This is a genomic window from Streptoverticillium olivoreticuli subsp. olivoreticuli, from assembly GCF_003391135.1.
Classification (GTDB): Bacteria; Actinomycetota; Actinomycetes; order Streptomycetales; family Streptomycetaceae; genus Streptomyces; species Streptomyces blastmyceticus.
Genome location: NZ_CP031455.1, coordinates 6344759 through 6360195 on the forward strand (window position 1 = coordinate 6344759; position 15437 = coordinate 6360195).

Below are 15437 nucleotides of genomic sequence, written 5' to 3' on the forward strand. Positions count from 1 at the left end.
GAGCCGTCCGCCCGGGGGAGGGGCGGCGGCGCGGAGATGACGGCCCGTGGCGGCCGGGTCAGGAACCGCCGTTGGTCTTGGCTTCCTTGACCGCGCCGGCCTCGACACCCCAGGTCTTGAGGACCTTCTCGTACGCACCGTTCTTGATGATCGCGTCAAGGGCGGCCTGCAGGGCGTCCCGCAGCTGGGCGTCGCCCTTGGGGACGGCGATGCCGTAGGGCGCGGCCTGCACCTGGTCGCCGACCGTCTCGAAGTCGTTGCCGCCGCCCGCGGTCTTCACCGCGTAGGCGGCGACCGGGAAGTCGCTGGACACGGCGTCGACGCCACCGGCCTTCAGCCGGGTCTGCGCCTCCACGTCGGTGTCGAACGCCTCGATGCCGATGCTGCCCTTGCCGGCCTTGTCGCACTTGTCGGACTCGGACTTCGCCAGGTCGTGGGAGACGGTGCCGCGCTGCACGGCGATCTTCTTGCCGCAGAGGTCGTCCCAGGTCTTGATGCCCTTGGTGTCGCCCTTCTTGGTGTAGATCGAGACACCGGCGGTGAAATAGTCGACGAAGTCGACGCCCTCGGTCACCTTCTTGCCCGTCTTCGGGTCGACACCGTTCTGCCGGTCCTTGGAGTCGGTCATCGCGGACATCGCGATGTTGTAGCGCTTGGAGCGCAGACCCGTCAGCAGGGCGTCGAAGGTGCCGTTGTCGAACTCGAACTTCACGCCGAGTTCCTTGCCCAGGGCATCGGCGATATCGGGGTCGATCCCGACCGTCTTGCCGTCCTTCTTGAACTCCACCGGCGGATAGGCGATGTCGGAGCCGACCTTGATGACCTTGGAGTCCTGGATGTCCTTGGGGAGCTTGGCGAAGAGCGGGGCCGTGGAGCCCGAGGCGGTCTCGGACCCGCCGCCGTGCTTGTTCCGCTGGTCGCCGCAGCCGGTCAGCAGCAGGGCGCCGGCGACCGCGATCGCGCCGGCGGCGGCCAAACGACTCCTGGCGGCAGCCGGGCGGGGGGTGGTGCTTGCGGTCATTGCTGGTTCCTCCTGCGGGTGAGGGGATAGCCGACTGTTAAACACTGGGGTCACTGCGTGGGAACACGGGGGGGACATACGGGGCCGCAAGCACACACCATGGGTGTTCGCGACCTCGTGTGATTTGGGCATCTTGCCATCTGGACTGCACCGTTCGGGGGGCTAGCTATGTCAAAATCGGATAACGGGCGATCCCCGTGCGGTACCAGGTCGGTTCGTACTACCGGACTTCGGTGTGCCTCTCCGGTGCGAGACCTATCTCACGCACCTCTTGTCTCACTCCATGGACTTCCGGCACCAGTCGACACGCTTTCGACGTGCTTGTGGCGATGCCATGACCCGCGGCGTCCGGGAACTCACTCGGCGGCCGTAGCGCTCATCCGGTAGAAAGACCTGCTACAACCCCCCGGACCCGGGGCTCAGGGCGTATGTGCGGTGCGCCCGGCGGTCCGCAACCTCGGGCGGCTACCCTCGACAGCTAATTCGACAAAGGGGTCAATGAAGTGGCAGCGGAGATTGTGAATCCTCGCGGCGCCCACGGTGCGGACGAAGCTCGCGACGAGCTCTTCGATCCGGCCTTCGCGCTGCACCGCGGTGGCAAGATGGCCATCCAGGCGACCGTGCCCGTGCGCGACCGGGACGACCTGTCCCTCGCCTACACACCAGGCGTCGCCAAGGTGTGCAGCGCCATCGCCGAACAGCCCGAGCTCGTCCACGACTACACCTGGAAGTCCCAGGTCGTCGCGGTCGTGACGGACGGCAGCGCGGTGCTCGGGCTCGGGGACATCGGGCCGGAGGCGTCCCTGCCCGTGATGGAGGGCAAGGCGATCCTCTTCAAGCAGTTCGGCGGCGTGGACGCGGTGCCGATCGCGCTCGACTGCCGGGAGGTCGACGAGATCGTCGAGACCGTCGCCCGCCTCGCGCCCTCCTTCGGCGGCGTCAACCTGGAGGACATCTCCGCGCCGCGCTGCTTCGAGGTCGAGCGCAAGCTCCAGGAGCGCGTGGACATCCCGGTCTTCCACGACGACCAGCACGGCACCGCCGTCGTCACCCTCGCCGCGCTGCGCAACGCCGCCAAGCTCACCGGCCGCCCGCTCGGCCGGCTGCGCGCCGTCATCTCGGGCGCGGGCGCGGCCGGGGTGGCCATCGCCAAGATCCTGGTGGAGGCGGGCATCGGCGACGTCGCCGTCTGCGACCGCAAGGGCATCGTCTCGGCGGACCGCGACGACCTCAACCCGGTCAAGCGCGAACTCGCCGGCTTCACCAACAAGGCCGGGCTCTTTGGCCCGCTGGAGTCGGCGCTGAAGGGCGCGGACGTCTTCATCGGCGTCTCCGGCGGTACGGTCCCGGAGTCGGCCGTCGCCACCATGGCCGCCGACGCGCTGATCTTCGCCATGGCCAACCCGACCCCGGAGATCCACCCGGACGTCGCCCACAAGTACGCGGCCGTCGTCGCCACCGGGCGCAGCGACTACCCCAACCAGATCAACAACGTCCTCGCCTTCCCCGGCATCTTCGCCGGCGCCCTCCAGGTGCGGGCCTCGCGGATCACCGAGGGCATGAAGCTCGCCGCGGCCGAGGCGCTCGCCGCCGTGGTCGCCGACGAGCTGAGCGCCGAGTGCGTGATCCCGTCGCCGTTCGACGAACGCGTCGCTCCCGCGGTGACAGCCGCTGTGGCCGCGGCGGCCCGCGCGGAGGGTGTGGCGCGGCGCTGATTCCGCTGGGTGCGGGTGCGCTTCCGGGTGCGGGTTTGTTGCCGCCTGCGGCGGGAGCGCCCTTGGGGGTCCCCCCGGACGGAGTCTGGGGGAGCGTCCTCAAACGCCGGACGGGCTGATTTCGCTGGTTACGGTCCGCGAAATCCAGCTCGTCCGGGGTGGGGAAAAAGCGCGGCGACGCGCGTCACAGCGCCGCGTGGTTCCACCGGGCCTACCCCCGGCGCTAGGTTCGGACCATGTTCGCCGCCTACGCCGCCCGCATCGACCGTGATCAGCCGCTCGACGGACTGGAGTTGGGCGAACGCCCGGAACCCCAGGCTCCGCCCGGCTGGACCGTTGTCAACGTCAAGGCCGCGTCGCTCAACCACCACGACCTGTGGTCGCTGCGCGGCGTCGGCCTCGGCGAGGAAGCGCTGCCGATGATCCTCGGCTGCGACGCCGCCGGACTCGACGAGGACGGCAACGAGGTCGTCGTCCACTCCGTCATCGGCCAGACCGGCCACGGCGTTGGCCCGCGCGAGTCGCGCTCCATCCTCACCGAGCGCTACCAGGGCACCTTCGCCGAGCGCGTGGCCGTCCCCGCGTGGAACGTCCTGCCGAAGCCGAAGGAGCTCTCCTTCGAGGAGGCCGCCTGCCTGCCGACCGCCTGGCTGACCGCGTACCGCATGCTCTTCACCAACGCGGACGTGCGCCCCGGCGACAGCGTCCTCGTCCAGGGCGCGGGCGGCGGCGTGGCCACCGCGGCGATCGCGCTCGGGGCCGCGGCCGGACTGCGGGTCTTCGCCACCAGCCGCGACGAGGCCAAGCGGCGGCGCGCCGTGGAGCTGGGCGCGGAGGGCGCGTACGAGCCGGGGGCCCGGCTGCCGCACCGCGTCGACGCCGTCATCGAGACGGTGGGCGCCGCCACCTGGTCACACTCCGTCAAGTCCCTCAAGCCCGGCGGGACGCTCGTCATCTCCGGCGCCACCAGCGGCCAGAGCCCGGCGTCGGCGGAGCTCAACCGCATCTTCTTCCTGGAGCTGAAGGTCGTCGGCTCGACCATGGGCAGCAAGGAGGAGCTGGCCGGTCTGCTGAGCTTCTGCGCGGCGACGGGCGTACGGCCGGTGATCGACTCCGTCCTGCCCCTTGACCGGGCGCGGGAGGGCTTCGAGAAGATGGCCGGCGGTGACCTGTTCGGCAAGGTGGTCCTGACCGTCTAGCCCATGGGGGAGTGCCGTGCGCAGGCTGCGGGCGGTGGTGACCGTGCTCGCCGCGGTGGCGGCGCTCCTCGCGCCGGGCAGCGCCCTGGCCCGTACGGACGGGTCCGTCCCGCGCCTCACCGACGGGCGCGGGCGGGTTCTGGACCTGCGCGGCTGGAACGTCGAGGACAAGACCCACCGCGGCGCCGACGCCCTCACCGGCGTCACCGAACGGCACTTCCGCGACATGGCCCGCGCCGGGTTCGGCCTGGCGCGGCTGCTGGTCTTCTGGGACGACCTGGAGCCACGGCCCGGGCAGTACAGCGAGCGCTATCTCCGCCGGATCGAACACATCCTGGACTGGGCGCACCGCTACCGCTTCCGGGTGGTGATCGACGCCCACCAGGACGTCTTCGGGCCCGCCTTCGGCGGCCACCGGGGCATCCCCGAGTGGGCCACGCGCACCGACGGGCTGGCCTATGTGCCGCACCCGGACGACTGGTTCGCCGAATACTACGAGCCCGCCGTGCAGGCCGCCTTCGAGCACCTCTACGAGGACGCGGACCTGCGCGGCGCCCAGGCGAGGATGTGGGAGCTCCTCGCCGGACGGCTCGGCCGGCACCCGGCCGTGTTCGGCTACGACCTGATCAACGAGCCGATGGGCAGGCTCCGTTCCGGCGAGGACCCGCCGGCCGCGGCCCGCCGCATCGAACGGGACCAGCTGACCCCGATGTACAACCGCCTCGCGGCGGCGGTCCGCCGCGCCGACCGGCGCCACCACCTCTTCGTGGAACCGACCCCCGTCGTCGGCGAGGCCGTCCCCACCGGCCTCGGCCGCATCCACGACCCGAAGGTCGTCTACGCCCCGCACTTCTACAACACCGCCATGGAAGCCGGGCGGGACTACGACCCGGCCGCCCGCTGGATCGAGGCGTACGAGTCAGCGGTGACCCGCTACCCGCGCGAACAGCGCGTCCCCGTAGTGATCGGCGAGTGGGGCCCGCCCGACTCCTCCCTCCCGAACATGCGCCGCTTCTACGACGACGCCCTGGCGTCCCTCGCGCGCTACGCGTCCGGCTGGGCGGGCTATACGTGGTGCTACGGGGGCGGCTACTGCGCGGTCGACGAGGCGGGTCGCTTCAGGCCCAACAAGGAGCGGCTGTCTTGGCCGCGTGTGGTGGCGCCGGCGAATCGCCCGGGGTGACCCTGCCGGGGGGCTCCGCCCCTGACCCTCGCTCGGGTGCGGCCCGGTGGGTTTGTTTCCCCAGCCCCGCCCCTTCCCTCCCCCAGCTACCGCTGGGAGGTGCCCCCAATCTGATGCGCGGCTCCGCCGCGGCCGGGGCTCCGCCCCGGACCCGTGCTCGGGTGCGGCCCGGCGGGCTTGTTCCCCAGCCCCGCCCCTTCCCGAAACTGGGGCGCGTGCCCCAGACCCCCAACCGCGGGTCCATTGCGCCTGCGGCGGAGCGCCCTGCGGGCGCGTCCTCAAACGCCGGACGGGCTGAGTTTGCGCACCCCTGGGGGTCTGGGGGCGGAGCCGCATATCGGATACAGCCGGAAGGGGCGGGGTTGGGGAAGGAGACCGTCCGTCAGGACCGCGGTGGGGTCAGGATCGACGTGATGCGCGCCGCCGCCTCCGCCAAGGCCTCGCGGGAAGCCGCCAGTTGATCCACCGTCACACCATGATCGCGCGCCGCGTCGCGGATGTCGTCGCGGAAGCGGTCCAGCAGGCGGTCCAGATCGCGCGCCGGGTCCTTGGAGAGCGCGTCGGAGGACGTCGCCCACTCCGGAGGCGCGGGTGGCACCGGCCGGCCCCCGGCGAGGTTGCCCAGTTCCTGGGTGAGGGCGGTGATGCCCTCGGCGATGCCCTTGGGCCAGTCGCCGTGGCGGACGTGCTCCTGGACCTCCTCCTGCACGCGCTGGGAGATGCGGCGGACCTCCTCGCGCGCGTGGTCCTGCGCCTGCTTCGCCTGGCGGCGGGCCTGCTGCGCGTCCTGGCGGGCGCGGCGGCTCTCCTCCTTCGCCCGGCGGGCCTGCTCCTTCCACTCCTCCTTCGCGTGCCGGAACTCCTCCTTGGCCTGTCGCCACGCCTCGCTGTCGCCGAACGCGCCGCCGAGGAAATCGACGGGTTCCTTGCCGGTGGTGCGGCTGCGGCGGGCCGCTTCGAGCATCTCGCGCCGCAGGTCGCCCGCCGCGCCGCGGACGTCCTCGCGGATGTCGGCGGCGAGCGTGGAGACGGACTCGCGGATGTCGAGCTCCAGCTCGGCCAGCTCGCCCTGGCGGTCGGCGAGTTCGGCCCGGCCGGAGGGGGTGAGGGAGTAGACCTTGCGGCCGCCCTCGGTGGAGTGGGTGACCAGGCCCTCGGCCTCCAGCTTGGCGAGGCGCGGGTAGACGGTGCCGGCCGAGGGCGCGTACAGCCCCTGGAAGCGCTCCTCCAGCAGCCGGATGATCTCGTAGCCGTGGCGGGGCGACTCGTCGAGGAGCTTGAGCAGATAGAGCCGCAGCCTGCCGTGGGCGAAGACGGGGGGCATCAGAGGACCTTTCCCTGGGGGGTGCTGTCGGTGGGGTCGGCCCGGGTCCAGTCGTCGGTCTCCGGGCGGCGCAGCAGCGCGACCGCGCCGGAGACGCTGGTGACCTTGAGGCTGCCGCGGCCCGCGCCGAGCCTGCCGGTGATCCTCTTGGCACCGAACTGGCTGCTGACGTGCAGCTCCTCGAAGCCGCAGGAGAGCGCGCCGCTGGTGGTGTTGGCGTCCACCTCGGCGTCCGCGGTGTTCGGGAGGCGGATGGCGACGTCGCCTGAGACGGTGCCGAGCGCGAGGGACGGGCCGGGGGCGGCGGGGGAGAGGTCGACGACCACATTGCCGCTGATGGAGTCGGCCCTGACCGTGCCGCCCGAGCTCTCGACGAGGGTGAGGTCGCCGGAGACGGACTTGAAGTGCAGGTCGCCGCCTATCCCTTGGGCCTCCAGCCGCCCGGAGACGGTCTCGGCCTGGACCGGTCCCGTGATGCCGACGAGGGTGACGTCGCCGCTGACTCCGCGGACGGCCGTGCGCCCGGTGACGTTGGAGACGACGGCGCTCGCCCCGGCGACGCCGACCTCGACGTCGGTGCCGGTCGGCACGGTGAGGGTGACGGTGGCGGTGCGCCCCCAGATCCCGCGGGAGAGCCACTTCCTCCAGGGGAGGTCGTCATAGGCGACGGTGAGGGTGCCTCCGTCGAGGGTGACGATCAGCGGCGGGCCGTCGATCTCGGAGAGCTCCAGCCGGGCGGGCCCGGTGGCGTCGCCCACGACATTGACCGTGCCGCCGATGATCCGGACGGCGAGAGCCGTGACCGGCTCCTCGAAGGTGACTTTCCGCGGCGTGGACAGTGACCACTTCGACTGGGCCGGCATGCCGGGCCTCCTTGATGTCATGACTCGACCGTCGCGACTGTCGCGACACGGAGCTGAACGCAACCTATCGCGTCTCTGATAAACACGATATATCGCGGTCTCGTGAAGTCAAGTGCCTTCCCCGTGGCATAGCGTTGTCGCATGTCCGCAACTGATCACAGCCGCGCGGCCGGGGTTCTGCTGCTCTGCCGGGCCGAGCCCGACCGCGTCCGTCCCTCCGCGCAGCTCCTGAACGAACCACTGCTCCTCGCCCCCGCGGGCGAAGGCTGGAGCGCGCTGATCCCCGGCGAGGACTCCTGGCGCTCCGAGGACACCGACCCGGCCGCCGCCGCGGCGGGCTGGGCGCACGCGCTGGCCGTGGCCGAGACCTGGCCGGTGGTCGGGCTGTGGTGGGACGCGGGCGACGCGGGCTTCGTGGTGGCGGCGGGCTTCCGCCGTACGGTCGGCTACACCTGGGCCGCCGACGGCACCCCGATCGGCGAGGAGAGCGCCATGGCCTCCCTGCGCGCCCGGGTCGGCCTCGACCCGGTGCTCGACGGGGCCGCGCTCGACGAGCTCACCCGGCCCGACTCCGACGCGGACGCCGCCGCGCGGGTGCTCGGCCTGATCGCGGTGCTCTCCCGTACGGGCCTCACGCTGCCGTCCGGCCTCGCGCCGGGGGCGAGCGCCGCCCGGCTGCGCGCGGCCGCGGCCCCCGTCGCGGAGGCGGTCGACTGGCCGGGGTGGCGGGAGGCGGTGCGGTCCGGGCTCGACGCGGCCGAGCGCGGGTTCTTCGGGACGTGGACGCGCGGGCCCCGGGCGCGGGCGCTCGGCGCCACGGAGCTGGTGGCGGGGCTGTCGCTGGCCTGCTGGGGGCGCCGGTCCGGGCGCCGCGGCTGGGCGACGGCGGGCGGGGTGCTGGCCCTGGACGGGGCGCTCACGCTCGCGTACGACTGGTGGCGCGAGCGGGTCTGAGCCGCGGGGTCCCGGGGCCCCGCCCCGGGCCCCGGTCACCGACGGGACGGCCCTACAGGTCGTCGTCCTCGTCGTCCAGGCGGGCCAGCCACGTCGCCAGGCGCTCCACCGGGACCTCGAAGTCCGGGTTGAGGTCGACGAACTCGCGGAGGCGCTCGGCGACCCAGCCGAGGGAGACCTCCTCCTCGCCACGCCGGTTCTCGAGCTCCTCGATGCCGCGGTCGGTGAAGTACAACGTGCTCTCCGTCAGGGATAGTCGGGGTCAACAAGAGGTCGACAGCAGGAGTGCCCGGCGCCTGCCAGGGGCATAACTGCATTCCTGCCCAGGATAGGCGGGGCCTTGGCCACGGCCTCTCGCGCCCGTCCCGCCCGAGGGCTAGCCTGCTGCAACACGACGCGGGGATCGGGGGTGGCGCGTGTCCGACGGGATCACTCAGGTCCGCCTGGACGACGGCACGGTCGTCTGGGCGCGGATCAGCGAGGCACAGGAACTGGACCGGCCAGGCGACCGCGCCGGGGGATACGCCGGGGGGTACGAGGACTCCAGCGCCGGGGGCGCCGCCCGGCGCGTCGCGGGGCTCGCGGGCGGGCTGACCGATGTCGTACGGGGCGTCGTCGGCTCCCTGCGCCCGGCGCTCGCGGCGGTCGCGCCGCAGGAGGTCACGGTCGAGTTCGGCATCGAGCTGTCCGCGAAGGCGGGCCACGTCATCAGCCTCCTCGCCGACGGGGAGGGCAAGGCGTCGATCACCGTCTCGCTCACCTGGTCGGAGCGCGGGGAGCCACCGCCCGCGACCGCGGAGCCGCCCGCTACCCCCAGCGCTCCTTGAGCGCCCTGGACGGGACCGTACGCCGGTCCGTCGTGCGCATTTCCGCGCCGGGCGGCGGGTATGACCCGAGCGGCGCCCGGTTCTGGGGCAGCGGGTTCTTCATCGCCCCCGGGTGGGTGCTTACCTGCGCCCATGTGGTGGGGAACGGGGGTGGTGACGTGCTGAGCGGCGCTGCGGCCATCGACATCACCGACTCGCGCGAGCGCACCACCGAGGGCCGCGTCGCCCTCGTGCTGCCGCCGCCCGACGACCCCGACCGCCCGCCCCGCAGCTGGAAGCTGCCCGACCTGGCCCTGGTCGAGGTGGACGGCGGCGAGGACGCCGAGTGCCTGTGGCTCAGCGACCGTTCGGCCGTCGTGCCCGCCCGGATCAGCCTGCACGGCTGGTCGACGGAGACCGGCGACCTGGCCCTGCGCTCCGGCGTCGGCACGGCCAGCGGCACCGACGGGCCCGAGGGCAGCGCCATGCTCCTGCGGGGCGAGATACCCGTCGCCGGATGCTCGGGCGGGCCCGTCGTCGACGTGGCGCGCGGCGCCGTCGTCGGGGTGTGCAAGGGGCGCGGCCAGGACACCGCCGGGCTCGCGGTCCCCGTCACCGCGCTGCGCCGGATGGCCAACGAACGGCCCGGCCGGGACCGGCTGCACGCGCTGATCCGCGCCCACGACCTGCACCACCTGCGGCGCTACCGCACGGTCGGTACGGGCGGCAGCTGGACCGGCTTCCAGCACGCCCTGCGGCCCGCCGGGTCGGGCGGCTTCACGCCGGTCCTGCGCACGCACCTGTTCGCCCGGCTCGCCGAGCTGTCGCCGCCCGGCACGCCCGGCGAGGTCATGACGCTCGTCGACGAGGTCAAGCGCCGGATGATCCAGGCCCCTTACCAGCCCGGCATCGAGCACGACCCGCGCACCTGGCGGGAGGGCGTGGGCCTGCTCTACGACCTCCGGGACGACGAAGGGCGCGCGCCCGAGCGGGATCTGGAGCTGGAGGCCGTGCTGCTCTACGCGGCGCGCGTCGCCGCCGCCGTCAGCCGCGCCGGGCGGCCGGACGACGAGACGCCGCTGCGTGAGCTGAGCGGCTGGCTGACCGGGCGCGAGGAGCCGATCCAGCCCGTCATACGGGAGGAGATCGGCCAGATCCTGCACGGCGGCGCCACCGACCCGCGGGAGCCGCGCGAGCACCCGGCGCCCGGCACCGTCGAGCTGCGCAAGCCCGAGCGCCGCAAGGTCGAGCCGGACGTGCCGGACGCCCGCGCCCGCGCCGACGTGCTCGTGGAGATAGACCCCCTCCTCTACGGCGACAGCTACCCCTGGCGCGTCAAGCTGCTCCGCGAGGACGACCTCGTCACGCTGCGCGGCGACGAACAGGGCGTCCCCCGGGCGCAGTTGCGCGAGGCCCTGCGCGAGCCGATCGCCGAGGCCGTGCGCCAGGGCGACGTGGGCGAGCACCTGGCCGCCGTCGAGGTCGTCGTGCCGCGCGAACTCCTGGACGAGCCCCTGGACTCCTGGCGGCTCTCCCCGCCCGGCGCCCCCGGGGCCTTCCTGGACCCCGACACCCTGCCGCTGGGCCAGCGCCGCGTCGTCGTGCTGCGCGACCGGCGGCGGCGCGACCACCCCGCGATCCCCGAGTGGCGGCGCCGCTGGAGCGGCGCCGCGCGCGGCCCGCTGACCGCCGTGCCGCTGCGTCGCGAGGCACAGCTGCGGGGGCACGACGGGCCGGGGCGGGAGAGCGGCCACGTCATCTACGACCGGCTGTCCGGCGCCGAGGACGGCGCCGTGCCCGTCTACTGCGGGCCGGTCGCGGCCGGACCGGGGGCCGCCGCGATGGAGGCCGCGCTGGCCGCCGGACACGCGGTCGTGATCTGGCGCAGATGCGCCACCGGGCATACGGATTGCGCCGAATTTCACCGGCAGGTGGCTGAACTCGTGTGCGAGGCCAAGACCGCGGACGGACTCCACCGGCGCATCCGCAGCCTGCGCATCCGCAGCGGCGACCCCGAGTACCCCGACCCCGAGGTCCTCTGGGCGCGGTCGATTGCCCTGCTCTTCGACTCGCCGGACCGCCCGCCGCTGCCCGACCTCCCGCTGTACGCACCCGGCCCCCGGCCCGGGGGTCCATGATGACGGGGCGTCAAGTGCGTGACAGGAGACCGTGCCGGGCCCCGGCGGCCCGGCGCCGTGACGGTACCTTCGAGCGGGGACCGGGGCCCGGCGGGGCACCCGGCACAGCAGGCCGCAGGGTGACACCACCAGCTGTGAGGAGACCGGTGTGAACGACTGGCGCATCTACCGGGGAGCGGGCCTGCCGCACGACGGGATACGGCACCTCCCGCCGCCCCCGCCCTGGCGCGACTTCGCCTCCTCCGGCCCCGACACGGGCGCCGACAGCGACCCGAGCGCCGCCCGCAGGCTCGGCGTGCTGCGCCGGCTGGTGGAGAACCACCACCCGCGCCCCGACGAGGTGGAGGCCGTCAACGCCGCCCTCTACCTCCGCCGCCCGCTCCTGGTCACCGGCAACCCCGGCACCGGCAAGTCCACCCTCGCCCACGCCGTCGCCCACGAGCTCGGCCTCGGCCGGGTGCTCCGCTGGCCCATCGTGAGCCGCTCCGCCCTCCACGACGGCCTCTACCGCTACGACGCGATCGCCCGCCTCCAGGACGTCCAGCTGGAGCGGGCCGGGGGCGCGGACGGCGACGGGCGCCGGTCCATCGGGTCGTACGTCCGCCTCGGCCCCCTCGGCACCGCGCTGCTGCCCGCCGGCCGGCCGCGGGTGCTGCTCGTCGACGAGCTCGACAAGGGCGACCTCGACCTGCCCAACGACCTGCTCAACGCCCTGGAGGAAGGCGAGTTCACGCTTCCGGAGCTGGAGCGCATCGCCGACCGCGAGCCCGAGGTGGAGGTGCTCACCGACGACGGCGGGCGGGCCGTGATCAGCGGCGGCCGGGTGCGCTGCACCACCTTCCCGCTGATCGTGCTGACCTCCAACGGCGAACGCGACTTCCCCGCCGCCCTGTTGCGCCGCTGCATCCAGCTCGACCTCGAACCGCCGGGCGAGGAGCAGCTCACCGCGATGGTCAGAGCCCACCTCGGCGACGAGGCGGTCGGCGAGGGCGGCGAGCTCATCCAGCGCTTCCTCGACCGGGAGCCCGGCGAGGTCATCGCCGCCGACCAGCTCCTCAACGCCCTCTTCCTCACCCAGCACACCCCCCGTGCCGAACGGGTCACGCGCGACCGGCTCGCCGACATGCTGATGCAGCCACTGGACCGTCCGAGGTGATGAGGTATGACGGCGCCCCCCGACCCACGGCTGGGGCAACTGATCGCCCGCCTGCGGGCCGCGACCTGGGACCTCACGCCCGTGGAGATCGCCGACGCGGTCTGGCTCGCCCAGTGGGCCACCCCGGCCGACCGCCCCTGCCCCGAACCGGGGCCGCGGTCCGGTGACGCGCCGTCCCGCGGCGGGTCGCCGGCCGCGGAGACCACCGCCCCCGCGGCCGACGCGCCCCCGGCGTCCGCCGCGGCCCGCCGGCCCGTACGGCACACCGAGCGCTCCGGCCCCGTGGCGCTGTACGCGGAGAGCGGCCGGCACCCGGGGCGGCGGGCCCGGGACGGGGGCGACGCCTTCCCCGTACGGGTGCCCATGGCCGCGTCGCTGCCCGGCCTCCTGGACCTCCAGCGGGCCCTGCGGCCCCTGCGCGGCTACCGCCCGCTCGCCACGCCCCCGCGCGGCCCCCTCGACGAGGAGGCCACCGCCGACCAGGCGGCCCGCACCGGGGTCCTCGACCCCCTCTACCGCCGGGGCGGGCGCCGCGCCGCCGCCATCCAGCTGCTCATGGACGTCTCCCCGTCCATGGTCGTCTGGGAGCGGATGCTGGAGGAACTGCGCCAGACCTGCGCCCAGTTGGGCGTCTTCAGCGACGTCCAGGTGCGCTATCTGCACCGGGCCGCCGACGGCACCCCCCTGGTCGGCACCTCCGCCGCCCCCGGCCGGGGGCCCGGCAGCGCCCACCACCCGCGCCCTGCCGACCAGTTCCGCGACCCCACCGGCCGCCGCCTCACCCTCGTCATCAGCGACTGCGTGGGACCGCTGTGGCAGGAGGGCCGGGCCCAGCGGCTCCTCCACCACTGGTCGCCGACCTCGCCGCTCGCCGTCGTCCAGCCCCTGCCGCCCCGCCTGTGGCCGCGCACCGCCCTGCCCGCCGACGCCGGGCTGCTGACCCGCGACCCCGCCTCCGGCGGCAGGCTGGTCTTCGACCCCGAGGGCTACGGACCCGGGCCCGCGCCCGGCGCCCTGCCCGTCCCCGTGCTGCTGCCCACCCGCGAGGCCCTCGGCACCTGGGCCCGGCTGCTCTCCGGGCCCGGCCGCACCACCGTCCGCGGCGCCGCCGGCTGGGTGGCCCCGCGCCACCCCGCGCTCCCCGGCCCCACCCCCGGCACGGGCCCCGCGCCGACCGCCGACGAACTGCTCCGGGCCTTCCGCGCCAGCGCCTCCCCGGGTGCCCTGCGCCTTGCCGTGCACCTCGCCGCCGTGCCGCTGGCCCTGCCCGTGATGCAGGTGGTGCAGCGCGCCATGCTGCCCGACACCGGCCCCATGGAACTGGCCGAGGTGCTGCTCAGCGGCCTGCTGTGGCAACTGCCCGGCCCGGAGACCGGCATCGGGCACTCGTACGAATTCGTCGACGGCGTACGGGAGATGCTCCTGCTCTCCCTCGACCAGGGCGCCGCCGCCCTCGTCCTCAAGCACTGCTCCGAGTTCGTCGAACGGCACTTCGGCAAGGGCGCCCGCAACTTCTCCGCGCTCGCCGTCGCCCAGCTCTCCCACCGCACCACCGAACCGCTCGACGGACACCGGCCGGACACCGACGAGGACGGCGCGGGCACCGAGCCCGAGCTCTTCGCCGAGGTCCCCGCGCGCGTGGTGCGCTGGTACCGGCCCCTGCCCGCCGACGCCGGCGGGAGCGGTGAACTCGGCGAGGCGGAGCGCCTGCTGAGGCTCTGGCACCTCCAGGCCGACCCCACCCTCCTCCACGAGGCCCGCGAGCACGCCACGCCCCATGCCCGCCGCCCCGCCGGCACCCCCGAGGGCATCCGCGGCCGCCTCGTGCTCGGCGGCATCCTCCGGGCCCTCGCCGGCACCGAGGCCGTACGCCGCGAACCCACCGCCCGCACCGCGACCCTGACGGAGGCCGTCGCCCTGCTCACCGAGGCCCACGACCACGCAGAACCCGGCAGCACCCCGCACACCGATGCCGCGCTCGAACTCGCCTCCGCCCACCACGCCCGCTGGCAGGACGACGGGGACACCGCCCACCTGCTCGCCGCCGAACGCGCCCTGCGCGCCCTCCCCGCCGACGACCCCACCCGCGCGCTGCGCCTGGGCCGCGTCCTCCTCGCCCTCGCCCAGGCGACACCCGACCCCCTTCGGTACGCACCCGAGGCCGCTGTCGAACTCCACACCGCCTGCGCCCTCCTGGAGGCCGCGGACGCCCCCGAACCCCAGCTGTGCGCGGCCCTCCTCGACCTCGCCACGGCGCTGCGGCTCTCCGCCGCGCCCACCGACGAGACCCTCGCCGTCCTCGACCGCGCCGGGCACCTCGCCGCCGACGACCCGCTGCGCCTGCGCCGCCTCACCGAGCTGGCCAGGGCCCGCACGGCCGCCGGGTCCTGGGCCGGGGCCGACGACGCCTACACCGAGGCCGTCGACCTCACCGGCCCCTACAGCCCCTGGCGTTGCGCGCTCCTCGCCGAATGGGGCGAGGCGCTGCTGCACCGCGCCCGGCGCGACTCCGCCCCCGAGGCGCTCGCGCGGGCCGAGTCGGTGCTCCGGGAAGCCTTCGCGATCAGCCCCGGCCGGGACCCGGGGCGCCCCCGCCTCCAACTGCTCCTCGGGCGCGCGCTCGCCCTCCGCTTCGACCGGCAGACCTTCCTGCCCGACCTCTACGAGAGCGTCCACCTGCTCGAACAGGCCGCCCGCCACGCCCCCGACGCGCGCACCCGCGCCGAGGCCTGGCTGGAGCTGGGCACGGCCCGGCTCACCCTGCACGACCGGAGCGGACCCGCACCCCTCGACAGCGCGGCCGCCGCCTTCACCTCCGCCGTGAGCGAGGCCCGGCGCGGAGGCGACGGCGCGCCCGGCTCGGTGCTCGCCGCGCGCGCCGCCCACCGCCACGGCGAGGTGCTCGAACGCATGGGACGGCCACGGGCGGCCCTCGCCGCCTACCGCGAGGCCGCACACGAGTGGAGCGACCTCACCGCCCGGCTCGCCGAGGTCCCCTGGGCCGAGGTCCAGGAGACACGGGAGAGCGTGGCACGCCTGACAGGACCGTGACCGGAACGCCACCCGAACGGGTTTCCG

At 74.4% G+C, this 15437-nt stretch carries 12 protein-coding genes; 8 read left to right on the forward strand and 4 right to left on the reverse strand.

Going from position 1 to position 15437, the window contains the following annotated elements:
* Window positions 1-58: 58 nt before the first annotated feature.
* On the reverse strand, window positions 59-1021 hold the full coding sequence (locus DXZ73_RS28285) for an ABC transporter substrate-binding protein (RefSeq protein WP_116213847.1): 963 nt from the start codon (window positions 1019-1021) through the stop codon (window positions 59-61).
* A gap of 503 nt (window positions 1022-1524) precedes the next feature.
* Here DXZ73_RS28285 and DXZ73_RS28290 point away from each other — a divergent pair.
* The 3 genes from DXZ73_RS28290 (at window position 1525) to DXZ73_RS28300 (ending at window position 5118) form a co-directional block, all read left to right on the forward strand.
* Entirely contained in the window at window positions 1525-2736 is a 1212-nt protein-coding gene (locus DXZ73_RS28290) for an NAD(P)-dependent malic enzyme (protein WP_116213848.1), read from the forward strand.
* 236 nt (window positions 2737-2972) lie between these two features.
* Window positions 2973-3935 (forward strand): zinc-binding dehydrogenase, encoded by a 963-nt coding sequence (locus DXZ73_RS28295; RefSeq protein WP_116213849.1) that lies wholly within the window; start codon window positions 2973-2975, stop codon window positions 3933-3935.
* Between the two features lie 16 nt (window positions 3936-3951).
* On the forward strand, window positions 3952-5118 hold the full coding sequence (locus DXZ73_RS28300; protein WP_116213850.1) for a cellulase family glycosylhydrolase: 1167 nt from the start codon (window positions 3952-3954) through the stop codon (window positions 5116-5118).
* Window positions 5119-5500: 382 nt separating this feature from the next.
* On the opposite strand, the gene DXZ73_RS28305 is transcribed toward DXZ73_RS28300, so the two are convergent.
* Both DXZ73_RS28305 and DXZ73_RS28310 read right to left on the reverse strand, forming a co-directional pair.
* The gene (locus tag DXZ73_RS28305) at window positions 5501-6442 is read right to left on the reverse strand and encodes a helix-turn-helix transcriptional regulator (protein ID WP_116213851.1); all 942 of its coding nucleotides are present in this window, start codon (window positions 6440-6442) and stop codon (window positions 5501-5503) included.
* A complete protein-coding gene (locus DXZ73_RS28310) occupies window positions 6442-7305 on the reverse strand; it encodes a DUF4097 family beta strand repeat-containing protein (protein WP_116213852.1) in 864 nt (287 codons plus the stop codon). Before DXZ73_RS28310 ends, DXZ73_RS28305 begins: the two co-directional genes overlap by 1 nt.
* A 141-nt stretch (window positions 7306-7446) precedes the next feature.
* On the opposite strand from DXZ73_RS28310, the gene DXZ73_RS28315 reads away from it, so the two are divergent.
* On the forward strand, window positions 7447-8259 hold the full coding sequence (locus DXZ73_RS28315) for a hypothetical protein (RefSeq protein ID WP_116213853.1): 813 nt from the start codon (window positions 7447-7449) through the stop codon (window positions 8257-8259).
* 52 nt (window positions 8260-8311) lie between these two features.
* Here the strand turns inward: DXZ73_RS28315 and DXZ73_RS28320 are convergent, their stop codons facing one another.
* A complete protein-coding gene (locus DXZ73_RS28320; RefSeq protein ID WP_116213854.1) occupies window positions 8312-8494 on the reverse strand; it encodes a DUF6104 family protein in 183 nt (60 codons plus the stop codon).
* Window positions 8495-8675: 181 nt separating this feature from the next.
* On the opposite strand from DXZ73_RS28320, the gene DXZ73_RS38400 reads away from it, so the two are divergent.
* The 4 genes from DXZ73_RS38400 to DXZ73_RS28335 all read left to right on the forward strand — a co-directional run bounded on the left by DXZ73_RS38400 (window position 8676) and on the right by DXZ73_RS28335 (window position 15410).
* The gene (locus DXZ73_RS38400) at window positions 8676-9086 is read left to right on the forward strand and encodes a CU044_2847 family protein (protein WP_162890359.1); all 411 of its coding nucleotides are present in this window, start codon (window positions 8676-8678) and stop codon (window positions 9084-9086) included.
* A gap of 32 nt (window positions 9087-9118) precedes the next feature.
* The gene (locus tag DXZ73_RS28325) at window positions 9119-11203 is read left to right on the forward strand and encodes a trypsin-like peptidase domain-containing protein (protein WP_162890360.1); all 2085 of its coding nucleotides are present in this window, start codon (window positions 9119-9121) and stop codon (window positions 11201-11203) included.
* 148 nt (window positions 11204-11351) lie between these two features.
* On the forward strand, window positions 11352-12359 hold the full coding sequence (locus DXZ73_RS28330) for an AAA family ATPase (protein ID WP_116213856.1): 1008 nt from the start codon (window positions 11352-11354) through the stop codon (window positions 12357-12359).
* A gap of 6 nt (window positions 12360-12365) precedes the next feature.
* The gene (locus tag DXZ73_RS28335; protein WP_116213857.1) at window positions 12366-15410 is read left to right on the forward strand and encodes an SAV_2336 N-terminal domain-related protein; all 3045 of its coding nucleotides are present in this window, start codon (window positions 12366-12368) and stop codon (window positions 15408-15410) included.
* The last annotated feature ends 27 nt before the right edge of the window (window positions 15411-15437 follow it).